Here is a 21,406-nt window from a genome sequence, read left to right on the forward strand (position 1 = left end):
GAAGTTGTATGTATAATAATATTTTAGTACCGTATGATTTCGGTAATGCGTTCAACAATGTACCAGACCAATTAGAAGCTTTAACAAGAGGTAACGACCAAGCTAAAATCACAGTGTATCATGTAATTTCTGAAACTGAATTAGCGAACTATGTGCGTTATCAAAACAAACACTTTGAAGAAGTGACAAAAGAAAAAGAAGTCGACATGAAACCGTTTATACAAATCCTTGAAGATAAAGGTTTAAACTATGAAATCGTCTTTACAACAGGCAGTCCGACAATTGAAATTTTAGATGAGTTAGAGAAAAATCATTATGATGTAGTCGTAATGAGTAACAAACGTTCTCGTATTGAAATTAAACACGTATTAGGCCATGTGACACATAAAGTCGCAAAACGTTCTAATACGCCTGTATTAATCGTTAAATAAGACTATATAATGACTTTTGTATTAATATGTCAGCTGAGAGAAACCGCTTCGGCGGTTTCTTTTACATTTCTACTATAAAAAGGGGTAGAGGTAAGATAAAGAGGAGGTATTTCCATGGAAATCTTAAAGTATCAAGATTGGAAAGAAGAACATCAAACATTACATTTAATTGCGCAAATATTAGGTAAATATAAATTGGCATGTGCTTACCAAGCACCCCAATGGGAACATATTGTTTTAAACATTACTCCTGAAGGTTTCACAACAGGGCTCTTATATTATGGTGAAAAGTACTTCTCAATCAGTGTAAATGTATTAGACGATCAAATTGAAGTACGTGTAAATGAAGATATGACAACTTTCCCACTTCAAGACGGTAAAACAATTCAAGACTACTACAAACAAATTACAGGAACAGTCAAAGAATTTGATATTGAAGTCGAAATTAATCCAGAACCTCAAGAAATGGCAGATAAAACACCATTTGATGAAGATACTAAGCATCATCATTACGACCATGATAAAGCAGTGAAAGCTGTAAAACTCTTACAGTATGCCAATCGTGCTTTAGAACGCTTTGTGCATCCTTTACGTGCACGTGTAGAAGGACCAGGCTTATTCTGGGGAACATTCGATGTGTCGACATTAGTGGTGTATAACGAAATGTATGAAACGTTTAAACCACGTCAAGTGATTGAATATGGTTGTTTCGATGAACGCTTTGTAGAATTTGGTTTCTGGTTCGGTGATGATAACTTTGAAGGACCTACTTTCTTTGTCTTACCTTATCCATTCGTAGATGCTGACTTTACGTACGAAGGTTCATTACCTGAAGGTGCTTATTTCAGTCAACAATTAACAGAGTTTGTTTATGAATTGAAACGCGGTGACTTAGACGAATTAGATACGATTGATGAAACATTGAAACGTGGCTTTGAAATCTTTACTAAACATCAAGATTGGGAAGGTACATCACATTATACGATTCCATTGAAAATGCCTAAGAATAACGTGTCAGATCATGAGTGATAGCGCATCAATGACAATTCCGTTATAATAAACGCACATGTAAATTTTCAACTAAGAAGGAGCGAAGACATCCATGATTGAAATGGACGGCATTGTAGCCAAAATGAAAAATCAAAAGATTAACTACGATAGAGTCTTAAAGAAAATGATCCAACAATGGGAACGCTCAGAAGAACGTCCTAAAATCTTACTGCATAGTTGTTGTGCACCGTGTAGTACGTATGTGTTAGAGTTTTTAACACAGTATGCGGATGTGGCGATTTATTTTGCGAATCCGAATATTCATCCGAAGAAAGAATATGAACGTCGTGCGTATGTACAAGAGGCTTTTATTAAAGACTTCAACGAACGTAACGGTACGAATGTCCGCTATATCGAAGCCCCATATAAGCCACATGAATTTATGAAGATGGCAAAAGAACGTGGCGTGACAGATGAACCAGAAGGCGGATTACGTTGTACTGCATGTTTTGAAATGCGTTTAGATATGGTGGCAGAAGCGGCTGTCAAATATGGTTATGATTATTTCGGCAGTGCATTAACATTATCAACGAAGAAAAATGCGCAGTTGATTAATGAAATAGGCTCTGAAGTTCAAAAATTATATGATGTGAATTATTTACCAAGCGATTTCAAAAAGAATAAAGGTTATGAACGTTCTTTAGAAATGTGTCGAGACTATAATATTTATCGTCAATGTTATTGCGGTTGTGTCTTTGCGGCACAAGCACAAGGCATTGATTTTAAAGAAGTGAATAAAGCAGCCCAAGCTTTCTTTGATGAACTTGAGCATAATGAAACAACACAATCTTAAACAATTCAGCTCCCGATAAGGCAGACACTGATTCAGTGAATCCTTTATCGGGAGCTTTTCATTTATTTTAGTTTGTGATTAATCTCATTGACTAAGCGCTTATTTTTAATGTAGTTGATGATCCAAATGATACTGTAAATGAAGAGGAAGATAAGTGTAAATACTAAGATATTTATCACATCGAGCGGGAACCATCCAGCTAACATCGCGAGCGGTAAGAATCCAACATAACATAATACTAAGTGGACGAGTGTTGTTTTAAGCAAGCTCCAGTCCGTTTTATAATAAATCATTTCAGCGAGTGTGAAGAGTACGCCGATAAGTCCCCATAAGATGACACATACGAACATAGTCATCACTTCAGAGAGATGTGCATGATAGTACATTCCCATTGTTGAAACAGGAGACAGGGGCTCATATTGACCTTGTGCAAAGATAAATGAGAAGATTAATGACATTGTGATACCAATCGTAATGCCGACCATAAAACCGATACATAATTGCTTAATAATGTGTTTCATTGGAATAACCTCGCTTTCAATTGTTTTAAATAACGTCGTGAGGAATAAGTTGCTTCACCATGTTTCATTTCGATATGAATCATACCGTTTTTACTTAAGCTTAAGTGTTTAATGTTGTGCATGTTGATGATTTCTGATTGTGAGATTCTGATGAAATCATTCGGTAAGGATTGTTCTAGCTGATAAAAGCGCTGTTGAATGTGCAGGCGATGAGATGTTGTATAGGCAAAGAGCTTACGCTGTTCTGAACGGATGTAGAGGATGTCTTCTATGGGGAAGCGATATGTTTTATCATCTTCTTTGCCTGTTAAAGTTTGAATGGTTGATGTTTGTTGTGCTGCTTGGATAATTGCATCAACGGTTTTAGAATGTTCATGTGCATAGATATCGACATATTCTTCAGGGTAAGTCGGATCAAAATAGGAATTGATTTTCATGAGCACTCGCTCCTCTCTTTAATTCTATTAAAGCAGAGCATGACGATTATGAGAATAGTTTTGACACATGTGGTATCAAGGGGATGACAAGTGGTTAAAAAAGCATAAAAAAGAGAAGGTCTGGGGAAACCTTCTCTCCATTACAGTGATTTTAGAAATGAAGGGGAATCATTTCTAATACTTGTAATAACAATATCAATTTTTAAGGAGTTTACTCATTGTTCAATACACTCAGGGGAAAGTGTATTGAGACTAACCATTTAGTATATTTCTTTCAGAGTTCATCAATATGATTGGTTATCATTCTTATTACTTACTTTGCCTACAATTTTTAAGGAGTGGATTGAGCATGTATGACATTCAGACGTTGAATCCTCTGTCATCCAATCTATCTGTTTCATGAATGCTCAACTTTTGAATATACCTACGACTCATTTTTAGAGATAAGCTCGTCATTCGATTCATATTATCGGGGCACATCATTTCATACAGCCGCTTACGAAAGTTGGGAGTATACTAAGCAAATGGTTGGGGAGCCATTTACTTTAAAATGCAGCTGTTTTGAAATTTTGTTAGTAACTTGATGTATCAGGGGAAACACATCAAAGTTTAATATGATTCGAACGTGTCAGCATCGAAATTAGGATGGGGTAATCCTGTCTTCGTTTTAGCTTATATGAGCAACTCACCTCCTGAAATATACTAAAATTGATACATGTTTCTTTAGGATGCGGGGAACATCTTTAAAGAAATATGCAGCAACATGACAGAAATCCTACCACGGTCTCTCTGCCAATGACATTTCTAGGTTGTTGTTCTGAGATGTACTCGTTCACTGTAAAGCGTCGCATTATCATAAAATAATGCCGCCAAATTAAAATATTAAATAGATAGCGTTGTTTAAAGCGCTCATCTATCTGTTGTTCGTGTCTCAGGGGTCTCTTGAACAACATTATCGCTTGAAACAACTTTGTTATCTATTTCACATACTACAATAACATGACTTGTGATTAAAATCACTATAAATGGTGCATAACTTTTTAGAGATGTGACGTTATTGTGAAACTGTACAGTTTACTGTTGTACTATGTAAGCGCTGTACCACCACAGAATGATTGTATGCAATATGGAATATTGTGTTTCTTCCTATTAAAATAAGAAATGAGCGTTGTTTGTGGCAATAGGGCAAGGGTATATTAAATATAAAGTGTTGACCATTGATTGAAAGGAAGGATGCTTGTATGACAATCAAAGTAAAACGTATTTATGATGATAAAGCAGAAGACGATGGTGTACGTGTATTAGTAGATCGTGTTTGGCCACGCGGTATTTCAAAAGAAAACGCAAACTTTGATGAATGGTTAAAAAATATCGGTCCGACAAAAGAATTAAGAGAGTGGTTCAACCATGACGCAGACAAGTTTGAGGACTTTAAAAAGAAATATATCAAAGAACTTGAAAACAATGATGAACAAAATGAAGAACTCAAAACACTAGAAGGTATTGTCAAAGATGCACGTAAAGATGTAATCATTTTATTTGGTGCTAAAGATGAAAAACATAATCAAGCTGTTGTCTTACAATCTTATTTGAAAGATCAAGGTTATAAATAAAATTAAAATTAGCCAGTAATCATGGAATAAATATTGAAGCAATCCAGTAAAGTATATAACGCTTTATTGGATTGTTTTTTATTTGCAATTAAAAATTTACTGTTCTAATACAGTGGTTTTTGAATGTAACACTTAACCTAACAGAGTCACAACCTTGACACATGTTTATTAAAACGTTTTCATATTTTAGTGATTTATTTCACAAGTCACGCTATAATAGTATGTGAAAAGGTGAACAAACAATAAACCTAAAATACACATTATCCATGGAGGGATATCAATGATTGAACCAAAATCAAGAAAACAATCAGCATGGGCAGGATTTGAGACTGGCAAATGGACTTCAGAAGTGGATGTTAGAAACTTTATTCAATTGAACTACACAATGTACAACGGAGATTCTTCATTCTTAGAATCACCAACACGTGCAACAAGCGATTTATGGAAACAAGTTATGGAATTATCTAAAGAAGAACGTGAACGTGGCGGCATGTGGGATATGGACACTAAAGTTGCATCAACAATCGTTTCACATGATGCAGGTTACTTAAACAAAGACACTGAACAAATCGTAGGTGTTCAAACTGAAAAACCATTCAAACGTTCAATGCAACCATTCGGTGGTATTCGTATGGCAAAAGCAGCTTGTGAAGCATATGGTTATGAATTAGATAAAGAAACTGAAAAGATCTTTACTGATATTCGTAAAACACATAACCAAGGTGTATTCGATGCATACTCAAAAGAAATGTTAGCTTGCCGTAAAGCGGGTATCATTACAGGTTTACCAGATGCATACGGACGTGGACGTATTATCGGTGACTACCGTCGTGTAGCATTATATGGTGTTGACTACTTAATTGAAGAAAAAGTAAAAGACTTCAATAACATGTCTACTGAAATGGATGAAGCAACAATCCGTTTACGTGAAGAATTATCTGAACAACACCGTGCATTACATGAATTAAAAGAAATGGCTTCAATGTATGGTTATGACATCAGCAAACCAGCTACAAACTTCAAAGAAGCAGTTCAATGGTTATACTTTGCATACTTAGCAGCAATTAAAGAACAAAACGGTGCTGCAATGAGTTTAGGACGTACATCTACATTCTTAGACATCTATGCAGAACGTGACTTACAAAACGGTGACATTACTGAACGTGAAGTACAAGAAATTGTGGATCACTTCATTATGAAATTACGTCTTGTGAAATTCGCAAGAACACCTGACTACAACGAATTATTCTCAGGAGACCCAACTTGGGTAACTGAATCAATCGGTGGTGTAGGTATTGACGGACGTCACATGGTTACTAAAAACTCATTCCGTTTCTTACACACATTAGATAACTTAGGACCAGCACCAGAACCAAACTTAACAGTTTTATGGTCACAACGTTTACCAGAAAACTTCAAAACATTCTGTGCTGAAATGAGTATCAAATCAAGTGCTATCCAATATGAAAACGATGACTTAATGCGTGAAAGCTATGGCGATGACTATGGTATCGCATGTTGTGTATCTGCAATGCGTATCGGTAAACAAATGCAATTCTTCGGTGCACGTGCAAACTTAGCGAAAACTTTACTTTACGCTATCAACGGCGGTAAAGATGAAAAATCAGGCAAACAAGTAGGTCCAGAATTCGTACCAGTAACTTCAGAAATTTTAGACTATGATGAAGTTTATGCGAAATTCGATCAAATGATGGAATGGTTAGCAGGCGTTTATATCAACTCACTAAACATCATCCATTACATGCATGATAAATACAGCTACGAACGTATCGAAATGGCGTTACATGATACAGACGTAATGCGTACTATGGCAACAGGTATCGCAGGTTTATCAGTAGCTGCAGACTCACTTTCAGCAATCAAATACGGTGAAGTTCGTGCAATCCGTAACGAAGAAGGTTTAGCAGTAGACTTCGAAACAACTGGCGACTTCCCTAAATATGGTAACAACGATAAACGTGTAGACGATATCGCTGTAGAATTAGTAAAATCATTCATGAAAAAATTACGTAAACACAAAACTTACCGTGACTCAGAACACACAATGAGTGTTTTAACAATCACTTCAAACGTAGTTTATGGTAAGAAAACTGGTAATACACCAGATGGACGTAAAGAAGGCGAACCATTCGCACCAGGTGCTAACCCAATGCACGGCCGTGATGAACACGGTGCATTAGCATCATTATCATCAGTTGCGAAAATCCCTTACGAATATTGTAAAGATGGTATCTCTAATACATTCAGTATCGTACCTAAATCATTAGGTAAAACAGATATGGAACAAAACCATAACTTAGTATCTGTATTAGATGGTTACGCAATGCAACATGGTCACCACTTAAATATCAACGTATTTAACAGAGACACATTATTAGACGCAATGGAACACCCTGAAGAGTATCCACAATTAACAATCCGTGTATCTGGATACGCAGTTAACTTCATTAAATTAACAAGAGAACAACAATTAGATGTTATCTCAAGAACATTCCACGAAAGAATGTAATTAAGGTAAGAGCCGCATTTATTGCGGCTTGATGCCTATTATGAATAAAAAGTATGCCGTATAAAAAATAATAGTAATATGGATCATGAAACAAAAAGAAAGGACGATTATTATGGAAGGAAGAATTCACTCAGTAGAAAGTTTAGGGACAGTTGACGGCCCAGGCCTTCGCTATATTATATTTACGCAAGGGTGTTTATTAAGATGCCTGTACTGTCATAACCCTGACACTTGGGGTTTGACTGATGCATCCCGTAAAGCGACAGTTGACGAATTAGTGGATGAAATTCTTCCATATCGTCCTTACTTTTCTGTCTCTGGCGGAGGTGTCACAATCAGCGGTGGCGAACCTTTGCTTCAAATGCCATTTGTAGAAGCATTATTTAAAGAGCTGAAAAAAGCAGACATACACACATGCATTGATACTTCGGCAGGCTGTGTGAATGAAACGAAAGCATTTCTTTCCCATTTAGATAATTTGCTTGAGTATACTGACTTGATTTTGCTTGATTTAAAACATATTGATAATGAAAAACATATCGCATTAACAGGAAAACCAAATGAACATATTATTAAATTTGCGAAGATGTTGTCAGAACGTAAACAACCTGTTTGGATTCGTCATGTCCTTGTACCGGGTTATACCGATGATGAAGAAGATTTAATTAAACTTGGTGAATTTATTAATTCACTTGAGAATGTTGAACGTTTTGAAATCTTACCTTATCACCAGCTCGGTGTGCATAAGTACGAAGCATTAGAACTTGAATATCCATTAGACGGTGTGATTGAACCGACAACAGAAGAAGTTGTACGCGCATACAATTTAGTGAACTTTAAAGGTATCACTCCAGTAAGTGTATAATAGCAACCACAAAAACAGACGCTTAGAATTTTTTCTATGTGTCTGTTTTTCAATATGCTTAGATTGACATGAGATGAAATTCTTTTTTAAGATAATGTTGTTGTTCAAATCTAATAATTCAGTTTTGAATTAAACGACTTAGAGTTAGGGAAGAGATAAATAAGTCGAGATTATAAAACTTCACAACATTTCAAGGAGGGCATACTATGTTTGAAAAAATCTTAACATCACTAGGTGTAGGTGCATTAACAGTAGAAACACGTTTAGAAAAAGATGTGTTTGATGCTAATGAATTGATTAAAGGTAAAGTTGTATTAAAAGGCGGAGATGCGGATCAACAAATCTCTAAAATTAAACTTTCTTTAATCGAACACAAAGAAAATGAAACAGAACACAGTGATTTTGATGAGATGGAAAATATCTTACAAGTCTATGAAATTCATAGTGAACAAGTCGTTGAAGCGGCACAAACAGTGGAAAAACCATTTGAATTCCCACTTGAAAATTATGAATTCCAAAAAGACACAGATGCGTTGACGCTTAGAACTTATGTTTATATTGATAACGGTGCTGACGCAGAAGAAGATGCCGAAATTTCTATTCAATAAGCCAGGCTTATTTTAAACACGTATAAAGAAATACCACATCATTACTATCGCAAGAGTTGAGGCTTGTGATACAGATGATGTGGTGTTTTTTGTTTCAAGTTATCTTGAAATACGAATAACTACTTTGCCGGTTGCGTGGCCTTGTTGAATGTATTCTAAAGCTTTATCGGTTTCTTCAAAATCAAAAGTTAAGTCTAACACGGGTTTGATTTTACCTGATTCAATCAACTGTCTGATTTTGTTTAATTGTGAACGGCTGTCTTTTGTAAAGATAAAGCGATATGAAGCGTGATGTTGGCGTGCTGCACGATGAATTTTACGTGATGCAAATTTTAATAAGAGTCGTTTCCGTAAAGGAAGTTTTAAATCTTTGGCAGTTTGTGCATCAGGAATACCGCTGATAGATACCACTTTGCCTAAAGGTTTTAAAATCTCAAACGCTGAAAATAAATTGTCGCCGCCTAATGTATCAAAGACACCGTCATAGTTTTTCAAACTATCAGTAAAGTTTTGACGACGGTAGTCGATAACGTTGTCAGCTCCGAGCGCTTTAACAAGTTCACGATTTTTACTGCTTGTTGTGGTCGAAACATAAGCCCCTAGTACTTTCGCAAATTGAATCGCAAAAGTACCGACACCGCCAGAGCCTGCTTGGATTAAAACTTTTTGATCCTTTGTGAGATGCATGACATCATTTAAAGCTTGATAGGACGTTAAGCCTACCATAGGAATAGAAGCGGCTTCTTCGTAACTTAAATGATTCGGCATTGCGGCGATTTGGTTTTGCGTTGCTGTAATATATTCCGCGAAAGCACCTGCTTTTAAGCCATAGACATTGTCACCGATCTGGAATGCGGAAACATGTTTGCCGACTTCCACAATTTCTCCCGCAAAGTCATGTCCCATAATATAAGGTGTTTTATAGTTGAAAAATAGACGCATGGCGCCACCTTGCGCGATTTTAAAGTCGACCGGATTGACACTTGCCGCATGTATTTTAATCAATACTTGATTGTCTTTAATTTTAGGTCGTTTCACTTCTTTTAATTCTGCTTTGGCATGTTTGCCATATTTTCTGTTGATGATTGCTCGCATTTTCTCTTTTGCCATAACCTAAACACTTCCAATTTCTGATTTACTTTATTATACACCTACTTTCCCTAGAAATATGCAGTTTAATCAATGTTTCACAGTGTTGTGAAATTGTGTTATTTATATTCTTGATGCAACTAATTGTTTTTGATTTTGACTCATTCTCTATTCATTTCATTCTCGTTTTGATGCATCCTCGTGGTAAAATATAAGTAAGCAAGTGTCACAAAGCACAGATGAAAGAGAATACTTGAAGGAGTGACAGAATTATGAGAATGGTGGATTTAATCGATAAGAAAAGGGACGGCAAGGCATTAACGACTGAAGAAATTAATTGGATGGTCGAACACTATACGAATGGTGACATCCCAGATTATCAAATGTCGAGTCTTGCGATGGCAATTTATTTCCAAGATATGAATGATGAAGAACGTGCTGCTTTAACTATGGCAATGGTACATTCAGGAGATATGATTGATTTATCCAAAATCGAAGGAATCAAAGTCGATAAACACTCTACAGGCGGTGTAGGTGATACAACGACATTAGTTCTTGTGCCGCTTGTAGCGGCAGTAGGAGTACCGGTTGCGAAGATGAGCGGACGTGGATTAGGACACACAGGCGGTACGATCGATAAATTAGAAGCGGTTGATGGTTTCCATGTGGAAATCTCAGAAGATGAGTTCATTCGTCTTGTAAATGAAGATAAATTAGCAGTAATTGGACAATCAGGTAATTTAACACCTGCCGATAAGAAGATTTATGCATTGCGTGATGTGACAGGCACAGTGAATTCTATACCATTAATCGCATCTTCTATTATGAGTAAGAAGATTGCGGCGGGGGCAGATGCGATTGTCTTAGACGTTAAGACAGGTAATGGCGCATTTATGAAAACATTAGATGATGCGAAAGCGTTGGCACATGCGATGGTTAAAATCGGTAATGATGTCGGCAGACAAACCATGGCGATTATTTCTGACATGAGTCAACCGCTTGGCAACGCTATTGGTAATGCGCTTGAATTAAAAGAGGCAATCGATACATTGCGTGGTGAAGGCCCAGAAGATTTAACTGAACTTGTAATGACGCTTGGATCTCAAATGGTTGTACTTGGCGGTAAAGCTGAAACTCTTGATGAAGCACGTACATTGCTTCAAGAAGCGATTGATAGCGGTGCGGCTTTAGATAAATTCCGTACATTCTTAGGCAATCAAGGGGGTAATACAGAAGTAGTAGATCATCCTGAATTATTACCTCAAGCCAAATACCAAATTGACATTCCAGCTAAATCAAGCGGTGTAGTTACTGAGATTGTAGCGAATGAAATGGGTATTGCGTCTATGATGTTAGGTGCGGGACGTCAAACGAAAGAAGATGAGATTGACTTAGCTGTCGGTTTAGTTCTGCATAAAAAAGTCGGAGACAAAGTTGAAGAGGGCGAAAGCCTGATGACAGTTTACAGTAATACGGAATCCATTGATGATGTCAAAGCTAAAATCTATGATAATATTACGATTGCGCAAACAGGTGAAGCACCGACATTGATTCATACGATGATTACTGAATAAACATTTGAAATAAAGAAAGATAGGAGCGAATGAGTATGACAACTCCATTTAAACGTGTACATTTAATTGTGATGGACTCTGTAGGTATCGGAGAAGGGCCAGATGCGGCCGCATTCAACGATGAAGGCAGTCACACTTTAAAACATACATTAGAAGGATTTAAACAAAAATTACCAAATTTAGAACGCTTAGGATTAGGTAATATCGATCACTTACCAGTTGTGAATGAAGTCGAACATCCTGAAGCTTTTTATACTAAACTCAGTGAAGCTTCTGTTGGTAAAGATACGATGACAGGTCACTGGGAAATTATGGGGCTAAACATTATGCAGCCGTTCAAAGTTTATCCAGAAGGCTTCCCAGATGAGCTAGTTCAAGAAATTGAAGAGATGACAGGCCGTAAAATAGTTGCGAACCGTCCAGCTTCTGGTACGCAGATTATTGACGAGTGGGGCGAACATCAAATGAAGACAGGCGATTTAATTGTCTATACTTCAGCTGACCCTGTACTTCAAATTGCGGCACATGAAGATATCATTCCTTTAGAAGAACTCTATGATATCTGTGAAAAAGTCCGTGAATTGACGAAAGATCCTAAATATTTAATCGGACGTATTATCGCACGCCCTTATGTGGGTGAACCAGGCAACTTCACACGTACGTCAAATCGCCATGATTATGCATTGAAACCATTTGGTCGTACTGTCATGAATGAGTTGAAAGATAATGGTTACGATGTTATTGTCATCGGTAAAATCAATGATATTTACGATGGTGAAGGTGTAACGAAAGCGGTACGTACAAAAAATAATATGGACGGTATGGATCAACTTGTTGAAGTGGTGAAACATGACTTTACTGGACTCAGCTTCTTAAACTTAGTAGATTTCGATGCGTTGTATGGCCATCGTCGTGATAAAGACGGTTATGCACAAGCAATTAAAGAATTTGATGAACGTTTACCAGAACTCTTTGAAAATCTGCAAGAAGATGATTTAGTCATCATCACTGCAGATCATGGTAACGACCCGATTGCGCCAGGTACAGATCATACACGTGAATATATTCCAGTATTGTTCTATAGTCCTAAATTAAAAGATAAAGCACATGAGCTTAGCGGTGACACAACGTTCAGTTCTATCGGTGCGACAATCGCAGATAACTTTAATGTACCAATGCCTGAATTCGGACGCAGTTATTTAGCTGAATTAGGTGTTGAAACAGAGTAACAGAGGTTAAATAATTAAGTTTCTATAAATATAAAATAACGTTCTATCCAGAATATTTGGATGGAACGTTATTTTTATAAGTAAATCTAATTATGAATTTGAAGTTCTTCTGTCACCAATATGGATTTTCTGATCGCCATCTTTAATCCATCCTGCATTACGACACACTTTATAAAGTAAGTAGCTGACTACTGCAGGTAACGCAATTTGGAAGACACCGATTAGTATCCAAGTTTGAAGTGAAGCGCCCATAGTATTGATGGTCATAATTTGTCCGATAAAACCGCTCGTTCCCATTCCAGCGCCCGCTGCATTATTGGTCATTGGGAAGAGTGTTGTCATGATAGGTGCGACTATTGCGCTTGCGAGTGTCGGTGGAATAAGTATTGCTGGGTTCATTAAGATATTCGGTACTTGAAGCATACTTGTACCGATACCGACTGAAATGACACCGCCGACACCATTGTCTTTAAAGCTCGTGACCGCAAAACCGACCATTTGTGCACAACAACCGATTGTTGCGGCACCTGCAGCTAAACCTGATAAGTCTAACATTAAAGCTAAGGCAGCACTTGAAATTGGAGCTGTTAAAGCTAAACCGAAAATGACTGCGACTAAAATGCCCATGATCAATGGACGCTGATCTGTCGCTAGCATAATCATTTTACCGAGTGACACCATAAAGTCATTTAAGAATGGTCCGATAAATTTAGCCACTGCACCACCGATAATCAAAGTAAGTAGTGGTGAGATAATAATATCAATTTTAGTTTTAGCCGCATAAAAACGACTTAATTCAGTAGCGATTAATGTGGCAACGAAGGCACCTACTGCACCGCCGCCAAACTTATCATAGCCGAGTGAACCGACAATGATACAAGAAAAGACAACTAAAGGTTGTGCACCTAAACCATAGGCAATGGCACCACCGATTGCGGCACCTGTTAAGCCCATGGCAACTGTGCCGATTTCAGATAAAAAATGTAAATTTAAAACAGGAAACAAAGTTTGTTTACCGATAGTTTGTAAGATTAAACCGATAATAAGTGAACCGAATAAGCCTAAGGTCATATAACTTAGACCTTGAATAAACCAACGATGTAGAAGTTTTTTCATTTAGGATTTCACCCTCCAATTATTTGTCATTAGTATAGCATAAAAGCAACTGCAAAAAAGATTGTTATTTTGAATAACACACTATCGTAAAAAGAAATAAACAAAAGTCTTGTGTTTAAAAAGCAGGTTAAGGAAAGCAAGTTATAATTATAAGATAAGTGGTATATATTATGTATGAGACAATTTAGAACGGGGGATTAAATAATGGATAAGTTATGGCAACAAAATTTACCGATTTCAGGTATTAAAGATATTGTACCTGTCGCAGGTGGTGACGTGAATGATGCATATCGTATTGACACTGAAAACAATGAAACATTCTTCTTATTAGTACAACCGAATACTTCTTATGACTTCTATGCGGCAGAAGCAGAAGGGTTGAAAGATTTTGAGTATGCGGAAGTAACTGCACCGCGTGTGATTGCGAATGGTGAAATTGATGGAGATGCTTATTTAGTATTAAGTTGGTTAGAAGAAGGTCCGCGCGGCAGCCAAGCAGAACTTGGTAAATTAGTCGCAAAACTACATGATTTCCATAACCCAGATAAACGCTTCGGATATGACCATCCTTATGAAGGTAGAGATATTTCTTTCAATAATGAATGGACAGATTCTTGGAAAGAAATCTTTGTGAACCGCAGATTGGACCATTTAAGAGAAGTTGTGGTTGAAAAAGGATTATGGAACGTAGATCAATTGAATAAATTTGATAATGTGCGTCAAGTAATTGTGAATGCCTTGGATAATCACAAAAGTAAACCATCGTTATTACATGGTGATTTATGGGGCGGCAACTACATGTTCTTAGAAAATGGTGAACCTGCACTCTTTGACCCAGCACCGATGTATGGCGACCGTGAATTTGATTTAGGCGCAACAACGACATTCGGCGGTTTCTCTGAAGAATTCTATGAAGCTTATGATAAAGCTTATCCTTTAGATGAAGGTGCGTATCAACGTATTGAATTCTATAAATTCTATTTATTATTAGTACACCTAGTGAAATTCGGTCCGATGTATGAAGGTAGTGTAGACGCTTCAATGGATAAAATTTTAAGTGATGCTAACTTCTAAATTTAATATCAGCGGCTTACTGACAAAGTAGGTCGCTTTTTACATATATATCATGTTGGTGGAATTTTACTCCTTTGTCCATTTCAGGCTTAAAAAGTGTTAATTTATAAGTAAGTCTAAAAATGGGGTGAGAATAATGTCAACTAAGATTAAAGACCTTGAGTTGGAAGCATCAGAGTTAACAAGAACAACACATCAATTAGGGATTCCAGTGATGATTCTATTCGAGGGCGTTCCTGCAGCAGGGAAAACACGTTTATCTAATGAATTATTACTAACTTTGGATGCGAAATACTCAAGCTTTATCGCTACCGCATCACCGACACCAGAAAATTTACGTTACCAATTCTTACAAAAGTATTGGAACACATTACCGGGCAAAGGGGATATTAATATTTATTTCCGTAGCTGGTATGCGCATTATATCGACTACAAAGTGAATGGTATTAAGCATTTACAATATAAAGATTATCATGTACTGCGTGATCAAATTGATGGTTTTGAAACGATGCTTGAAAATGACCAATATGAAATCATTAAATTTTATATTGAAATTGATGAACAAAAACGACAAGAACATATCAGACAAACAAAAGAAAATCCGCTTACTAGATGGAAAGCACAAGAATATGAAAATGTTATTCCGGATGATATTTATTTAGAAGAAATGCGTAAAATACTTAAAGACCCATCACAAAAAGATTGGAAGATTATTGATTATACGGATGGAGCAGCGGCGACTATTTTAATGTATGAACACATTATTAAACGTCTAAAAAAAGCTATTAAAGCTTATCATGAACGTGTTCAAACACGTGATGGTTTATTCACGAAAGGTTATACCACAGATGTATTTGATAATCCGCTAGAAAAAGTCAGCAAATCAGAGTACAAAACACAAATAGAAAAACTCCAAGCACGTATGTTAGAAATTCAATTTGCGTTATATGAACGAAAAATTCCATTAATTTTAGTGTTTGAAGGAATGGATGCGGCAGGTAAAGGCGGCAATATTAAACGTATCCGCGAGAAATTAGATCCGACTGGTTACGAAGTCAATGCGATCAGTGCACCTACAGATGTTGAACTTGCACATCAATACTTATGGCGCTTTGCGCGTGATATGCCACGTACAGGACATATTGAACTTTTTGACCGCAGTTGGTATGGCCGTGTACTTGTTGAACGTGTAGAAGGGTTTGCGACAACGGATGAATGGCAACGTGCTTATCATGAAATTAATGACTTTGAAAAAATGTGGACAGATGAAGGCGCTATTCTTTTAAAATTTTTCTTAAGTTTAGATAAAGATGTTCAGTTAGAACGCTTTAAAGCCAGAGAAGAAAATCCAGATAAACAATGGAAGATTACGGATGAAGATTGGCGTAACCGTGAAAAATGGGATTTATATTTAGAGGCGAGTGCTGATATGATTCAAAAAACGGATACGAATAATGCACCATGGTATGTCGTACCGGCTGATCATAAGAAAACAGCACGTATTGCGGTATTAAAACGTATTATCAAAACATGTGAAACTGCTTTGTGGGGCGTACACCACGATTAAAGACTGGTATACTAGTGAGAAGTATATAGAGTTAATTACGGCATATATTGTCAATGGATAGAAAAGGAACAATGGCAAGAAGGGGGAGAAGAAAATAATGGCGAGAAATTATTCTAGAACCTATTATTTTCATCATGTGGAACATCGCAAAATTCAACAAAGTTCAAAGAAAACGCTATGGTTATCTTTAATTATTACGTTATTCTTTACACTTGTTGAATTTATAGGAGGCATAGTGTCGAACTCACTGGCACTTTTATCAGACTCTTTCCACATGCTCAGTGACGTTTTAGCACTGGGATTATCAATGGTCGCAATTTATTTATCAAGCAGGCAGCCGACTGACCGTTTTACTTATGGCTTTTTAAGATTTGAAGTCATTGCAGCTTTCTTAAATGGTTTGGCACTTGTAGTGATATCACTGTGGATTTTCTATGAGGCTATTATGCGCATGATTTTCCCGAGAGAAATTGAAAGTGGACTAATGTTAGTGATTGCGGTAATTGGTTTAATCGTGAATATCGTATTAACTTGGTTACTGTATCACTCTTTAAAATCTGAAGATAACATCAACATTCAAAGTGCGTTATGGCATTTCTTTGGCGACTTATTAAACTCAGTGGGTGTTATCTTAGCTGTTATTTTAATTAAATTGACTGGCATTCAAATGATTGACCCGATTTTAAGTATTGTCATTTCAGCTGTTTTATTGAATGGCGGTTATAAAATCTTGAAGAATGCATGGATGATTTTAATGGAATCTGTACCAGAAGGTTTGGATGTTGACCAAATCATGGAAGATATGAAGAAAGCGGAACATGTTTTAGATGTACATGAATTCCATTTATGGAGTGTAACTTCTGATCAGTATTCATTATCAGCACATGTGGTATTAGATAGTAAAGATAGCCAAGATGCTTATCGCATTATCAACCAATTAGAACAACTGTTAAAAACAAAGTATGGCTTGCATCATACAACGTTACAGATTGAACATCTGGATTTGAATCACTTGGATGAGAATTATTTTGAACAATTTGAAGATGAAAAAGCATAAGTATGTGTGATTCAATTCTCTTTTGGGTAATATAATAAGTACGGTTATAAAATTCAACCGTTTGTTTAGTTGATAGAAGACAAAACATAACTAAAGGAGGCTATATTATGGCTGAAGAGAAAAAAGGTTCAATCCAAGGACGCGTAGTAGACGAAACTAAAGAGCAAGCGAAAAAACAAAAAGAAAAATTAGAAAAGAAAAACGAAGATAAATAATAAAAAACGGGCAGCCATTAAGGTTGCCCGTTTTTCTATGATTAAAATTGTTTTGCGAATTGTTCTGCTTGTTGAATTGCATTTAATTTAATTTCTTCAGCGTTTTCAGGTTCTGCATTGTGACCTTCAATTGCGATTAAGCTAATATCTGGAACGCCCATGAATGCTAGGATAGTACGGATATAACGATCGCCTAATTCAAAGTCAGCTGCTGGACCTTCACTGTAGTAGCCACCACGTGATTGGATATGCAATGCTGCTTTGTCTGTTAATAAACCTTGTGGACCTTCAGCAGTGTATTTGAATGTTTTACCTGCAACTGTAACTGCATCAAAGTAACGTTTGACTGCTGGCGGGAATGATAAGTTCCACATTGGTGTAACGAAAACATATTTGTCTGCCGCTACGAATTGATCTACAAGTTCAGTTAAACGGTTAACTTTTTGTTGTTCTGAATCAGTTAATGTGTCACCAGATTGTAATTTGCCCCAACCTGAAAATACTTCAGCGTCGATTTCAGGTACATCTTCTTTAAATAAGTCGATATGAACTACTTCATCTTCAGGGTGTTCTGCTTTGTAAGTATCAATAAAAGATTTTCCGACTGCCATTGAGTTAGAAACCATTTCGTCTAATGGGTGTGCTGTGATATATAAAACTTGTGACATTAATAATCATCCTTTTTCATGTAATTTAAGATATATTTATTATACTAAGTACAATTATTATATGTAAAGGGTAAAGTTTTCACTTTTGAGGCATTGCGTAAAAAGGAAATAAGTAGATTTAGTGAACAAGCATGTTTAAAGTGGTGCACAATTAAGCATTAGGCGTATAATACTTTTGAAAATTATCCCCAGGGGTGAAGTGATGAAGAATTTAATTATCGGTACATTATTATTTTTATTAGTAGTAGGTTCGGGGTTGTATACAATTAAGGCTGAAATGCAAAATGATGCGAAGGCAGCAGCAACACAAAAATATAAAGTTAAAGGCATAACAACAGAAAAGCAATTGAAAGCATTCTTTAATGATCCAAAGAAAACGGAAGCGCAAAAGTTAGGCGCATATGAGACAGCTGTCGAAAATAAAGTGATTCCTCGCAGCCCGCATTTTCAAAGTGCAGATGCAGCATATAAAGAATCTATGAAGTTGAAACATCACAATCAACAATAAAATAAAATCATCATTTATAAAGTAAGAGACAGGCTTTATAAATGATGATTTTATGTTAAATGTAGAAAATTTTTGATTTCGTCTAATGAAGGAAGCTGTTCAGTGTAATATTCAAAGTTTTGAAGTAAAGGTTGATTATCTGACCATTGTTGAATTTGACTCAAGAAAGTACCATTAAAAACTTGGCCATAGAATTGAAGGAAGTTGTCTAAATAGTTACCCTCTTGCCATACTTTGTACGTACCGATCAGTGCTAATATAAAAACGATTCCTTTAAATAAATTCCACATCGTCTTTCTCCTTGAAAATAGTTTGTTATCTAATTAATTGTATAACATTTTTATTGTGATTGCTAGTGAGCGCATTGCTCTATATGAATATTGAAAACCATGTTATAATGAATGAAATTCACAGCATGAGTCGAACTGAATTAGGAGGTTTACAATGGGTAAATGGAAATCACGGTTATTTACATTAGCAGGTGTCGTACTTATTTTAGCAGGCATCTTTATGGTATTTAAACCACAAATCAACCACTTTATTGCTGGTAAAGAAAATGAAGCGAAAATAGAACAATACGATAAACAACAAGCCTCAAAAAAACAAGAGAAAAAAGAAGTGCCGCAAGTTCCTAAAGATAAATCACAATTAGTAGGGTATATTGATATTCCTAGTGTGAATATTAAAGAAGCGGTTTATCCTGGTGAAGCAACACCTGAACAATTAAACAGAGGTGTCAGCTTAGCTGAAGAGGATGAATCACTAGACCAACAAAATATTGCAATTGCTGGACATACAAATACATCAGGCAATTATCAATTTACAAATTTACACAAAGTCAAAAAAGGTGCTAAAGTCACTTTTAAAGTAGGTAAGGAAACACGCAAATACAAAATTACGAAAATTAAAGATGTAAAACCTACTGAAATCAGCGTGTTGGCTGAACAGAAAAAGAAAAAAGATCAATTAACATTAATTACATGTGATGACTATAATCCACAAACTGGCGAGTGGGAAACACGTAGTATTTATACTGCTGAAAGAGTCGCATAATAAGAAAGACCTGAGACAACGATAACAGTCTCAGGTCTATTTTTATGTTTCTACTATTATGCTTCTGATTTTTGTGTGATTTGTTCGGCAGTATCTTCAGGTAAATTACTGTGATCAATTTCAAAACCTAAGTCTTGAATCATGCGATAATCCATTTCATTAGGCTGACCACCTGTAATTAAGTAATCACCTACAAAAATTGAGTTAGCTGCAAGTAACGCTAAAGGTTGGAGTGATTGTAAATTGATTTCACGTCCGCCTGCAATTCTAATTTCTTTAGTTGGGTTAACTAATCTGAATAAAGCAATGATGCGCAAACATTTCATAGGTGTAAGTTCGTCCATCTCTCCGAATTTTGTACCTTGAATAGGATGTAAGAAGTTAATAGGAATGCTATCTGCATCAATTTCTTTTAATGCAAAGGCCATGTCAATTCGGTCTTGATTCGTTTCACCCATACCGCAGATAACACCAGAACAAGGTGAAATGTGATGTGCTTTCATAATCTCTACAGTATTGACACGCTGTTCGTATGTGTGAGTTGTGACTACAGTATCATGATAATTTTCACTTGTATTTAAGTTATGGTTGTAGCGATCAACGCCTGCATCTTTTAAACGTTGTGCTTGATCATCATTTGCGATACCTAAACATGCACAAACTTTTAATTCAGGATGCGCTTGTTTAATTTGCTTCACAGATGACGTAATATGGTCAACTTCCTTATCACTTGGACCACGACCACTCATCACAATACAATATGTACCGATTTGGTGTTCAGCAGCCGCGTTTGCGCCAGCCACAATATCATTTTCAGGAATCAAAGCATAACGATCTTTTCGTTTCATATCTCTTGATTGGCCGCAATATCCGCAGTCTTCAGGACAGATACCACTCTTCGCATTTAAAATCATATTCAGTTTTACTTTCTTTCCATAATAATGTTTGCGGATAGCATAAGCCTCATCTAATAATGTCATCGTATCAATAGAATCATCTGTATATAAATTATAGGCTTCTTCTTTGGTGAGTGATTTGCCGTTTAAAATATCTTCTGCAATTTGCATAATCGAGATCTCCTTTATAGTGAAATTCAATATGTAAACTTATTAATATTTTAAGTTTACATTTGTGCAAGGGGATATGCAAGTGAAGATTTAGAGCTAAAAGTGAAGTTTTATAATTTTAATTTAGCTTCAAATTCGACATTAAAATCTAAATGTCAAAAATATTTGTTTAAATGTGTCTAAATTGTGACAATTGTAAACGTTTTATTAAGAGTGTAAATGATTAAAAGCCAAGTTTAATTAGAGAACTATAGAGTAAAGTAACTCTAATCATTGTAGTAATATATATAAATGAAATAAATTGAGTTCAATTGCATCATGCGGATTCGACCGACTAATAG

At 36.1% G+C, this 21,406-nt stretch carries 21 protein-coding genes; 14 read left to right on the forward strand and 7 right to left on the reverse strand.

What is annotated here, in order from left to right; all coding sequences use genetic code 11:
- The first annotated feature begins 8 nt into the window (after positions 1-8).
- The 3 genes from BU038_RS04455 (at position 9) to BU038_RS04465 (ending at position 2,274) form a co-directional block, all read left to right on the forward strand.
- A complete protein-coding gene (locus BU038_RS04455; RefSeq protein WP_107605001.1) occupies positions 9-431 on the forward strand; it encodes a universal stress protein in 423 nt (140 codons plus the stop codon).
- 114 nt (positions 432-545) lie between these two features.
- Positions 546-1,460 carry a DUF5996 family protein gene (locus BU038_RS04460; RefSeq protein WP_107605002.1) on the forward strand — a complete coding sequence of 305 codons (915 nt, stop codon included), beginning with the start codon at positions 546-548 and terminating at the stop codon, positions 1,458-1,460.
- A 73-nt stretch (positions 1,461-1,533) separates the two neighbouring features.
- On the forward strand, positions 1,534-2,274 hold the full coding sequence (locus BU038_RS04465; protein WP_107605003.1) for an epoxyqueuosine reductase QueH: 741 nt from the start codon (positions 1,534-1,536) through the stop codon (positions 2,272-2,274).
- Between the two features lie 62 nt (positions 2,275-2,336).
- On the opposite strand, the gene BU038_RS04470 is transcribed toward BU038_RS04465, so the two are convergent.
- Positions 2,337-2,783, reverse strand: coding sequence for a DUF3021 domain-containing protein (locus tag BU038_RS04470; RefSeq protein ID WP_428843590.1), 447 nt, complete (start codon positions 2,781-2,783; stop codon positions 2,337-2,339).
- Positions 2,784-2,791: 8 nt separating this feature from the next.
- On the reverse strand, positions 2,792-3,232 hold the full coding sequence (locus tag BU038_RS04475) for a LytTR family DNA-binding domain-containing protein (RefSeq protein ID WP_107605005.1): 441 nt from the start codon (positions 3,230-3,232) through the stop codon (positions 2,792-2,794).
- 1,241 nt (positions 3,233-4,473) lie between these two features.
- Between BU038_RS04475 and BU038_RS04480 the strand changes: the two genes are divergently transcribed.
- From BU038_RS04480 to BU038_RS04495, 4 genes are all read left to right on the forward strand, one after another.
- Positions 4,474-4,845 carry a DUF488 domain-containing protein gene (locus BU038_RS04480; RefSeq protein ID WP_107605006.1) on the forward strand — a complete coding sequence of 124 codons (372 nt, stop codon included), beginning with the start codon at positions 4,474-4,476 and terminating at the stop codon, positions 4,843-4,845.
- 280 nt (positions 4,846-5,125) lie between these two features.
- On the forward strand, positions 5,126-7,375 hold the full coding sequence (gene pflB / locus BU038_RS04485) for a formate C-acetyltransferase (protein WP_107605007.1): 2,250 nt from the start codon (positions 5,126-5,128) through the stop codon (positions 7,373-7,375).
- 109 nt (positions 7,376-7,484) lie between these two features.
- A complete protein-coding gene (pflA, locus tag BU038_RS04490; protein WP_107605021.1) occupies positions 7,485-8,240 on the forward strand; it encodes a pyruvate formate-lyase-activating protein in 756 nt (251 codons plus the stop codon).
- Between the two features lie 206 nt (positions 8,241-8,446).
- Positions 8,447-8,848 carry a sporulation protein gene (locus tag BU038_RS04495; RefSeq protein ID WP_107605008.1) on the forward strand — a complete coding sequence of 134 codons (402 nt, stop codon included), beginning with the start codon at positions 8,447-8,449 and terminating at the stop codon, positions 8,846-8,848.
- Between the two features lie 99 nt (positions 8,849-8,947).
- Here BU038_RS04495 and BU038_RS04500 read toward each other — a convergent pair whose 3' ends face one another.
- Positions 8,948-9,943 carry an NADP-dependent oxidoreductase gene (locus BU038_RS04500; RefSeq protein ID WP_199219684.1) on the reverse strand — a complete coding sequence of 332 codons (996 nt, stop codon included), beginning with the start codon at positions 9,941-9,943 and terminating at the stop codon, positions 8,948-8,950.
- A 266-nt stretch (positions 9,944-10,209) separates the two neighbouring features.
- On the opposite strand from BU038_RS04500, the gene BU038_RS04505 reads away from it, so the two are divergent.
- Positions 10,210-11,511: a pyrimidine-nucleoside phosphorylase gene (locus BU038_RS04505; protein WP_107605010.1), complete on the forward strand. Its 1,302-nt coding sequence runs from the start codon at positions 10,210-10,212 to the stop codon at positions 11,509-11,511.
- Positions 11,512-11,546: 35 nt separating this feature from the next.
- Entirely contained in the window at positions 11,547-12,740 is a 1,194-nt protein-coding gene (deoB, locus tag BU038_RS04510) for a phosphopentomutase (protein ID WP_107605011.1), read from the forward strand.
- 90 nt (positions 12,741-12,830) lie between these two features.
- Here the strand turns inward: deoB and BU038_RS04515 are convergent, their stop codons facing one another.
- Positions 12,831-13,856: a PTS transporter subunit IIC gene (locus BU038_RS04515; protein WP_107605012.1), complete on the reverse strand. Its 1,026-nt coding sequence runs from the start codon at positions 13,854-13,856 to the stop codon at positions 12,831-12,833.
- Between the two features lie 204 nt (positions 13,857-14,060).
- Between BU038_RS04515 and BU038_RS04520 the strand changes: the two genes are divergently transcribed.
- The 3 genes from BU038_RS04520 (at position 14,061) to BU038_RS04530 (ending at position 17,554) form a co-directional block, all read left to right on the forward strand.
- On the forward strand, positions 14,061-14,930 hold the full coding sequence (locus tag BU038_RS04520; RefSeq protein WP_107605013.1) for a fructosamine kinase family protein: 870 nt from the start codon (positions 14,061-14,063) through the stop codon (positions 14,928-14,930).
- Between the two features lie 136 nt (positions 14,931-15,066).
- Positions 15,067-16,497: a phosphate--AMP phosphotransferase gene (locus BU038_RS04525; protein ID WP_107605014.1), complete on the forward strand. Its 1,431-nt coding sequence runs from the start codon at positions 15,067-15,069 to the stop codon at positions 16,495-16,497.
- Positions 16,498-16,594: 97 nt separating this feature from the next.
- Positions 16,595-17,554, forward strand: a complete 960-nt coding sequence (locus BU038_RS04530) for a cation diffusion facilitator family transporter (protein ID WP_107605015.1) — start codon at positions 16,595-16,597, stop codon at positions 17,552-17,554.
- Between the two features lie 256 nt (positions 17,555-17,810).
- Here BU038_RS04530 and BU038_RS04535 read toward each other — a convergent pair whose 3' ends face one another.
- Positions 17,811-18,437 carry an FMN-dependent NADH-azoreductase gene (locus BU038_RS04535; RefSeq protein WP_107605016.1) on the reverse strand — a complete coding sequence of 209 codons (627 nt, stop codon included), beginning with the start codon at positions 18,435-18,437 and terminating at the stop codon, positions 17,811-17,813.
- A 202-nt stretch (positions 18,438-18,639) separates the two neighbouring features.
- Between BU038_RS04535 and BU038_RS04540 the strand changes: the two genes are divergently transcribed.
- On the forward strand, positions 18,640-18,945 hold the full coding sequence (locus BU038_RS04540) for a hypothetical protein (protein WP_107605017.1): 306 nt from the start codon (positions 18,640-18,642) through the stop codon (positions 18,943-18,945).
- 50 nt (positions 18,946-18,995) lie between these two features.
- On the opposite strand, the gene BU038_RS04545 is transcribed toward BU038_RS04540, so the two are convergent.
- A complete protein-coding gene (locus tag BU038_RS04545) occupies positions 18,996-19,235 on the reverse strand; it encodes a hypothetical protein (RefSeq protein WP_107605018.1) in 240 nt (79 codons plus the stop codon).
- 154 nt (positions 19,236-19,389) lie between these two features.
- Between BU038_RS04545 and srtA the strand changes: the two genes are divergently transcribed.
- The gene (srtA, locus tag BU038_RS04550; RefSeq protein ID WP_107605019.1) at positions 19,390-19,998 is read left to right on the forward strand and encodes a class A sortase SrtA; all 609 of its coding nucleotides are present in this window, start codon (positions 19,390-19,392) and stop codon (positions 19,996-19,998) included.
- A gap of 56 nt (positions 19,999-20,054) precedes the next feature.
- Here srtA and bioB read toward each other — a convergent pair whose 3' ends face one another.
- Positions 20,055-21,065, reverse strand: coding sequence for a biotin synthase BioB (bioB, locus tag BU038_RS04555; protein ID WP_107605020.1), 1,011 nt, complete (start codon positions 21,063-21,065; stop codon positions 20,055-20,057).
- Positions 21,066-21,406: the final 341 nt, after the last annotated feature.

Origin of the sequence: Staphylococcus simulans (assembly GCF_003043455.1) — a bacterium.
Lineage (GTDB): Bacteria > Bacillota > Bacilli > Staphylococcales > Staphylococcaceae > Staphylococcus > Staphylococcus simulans_A.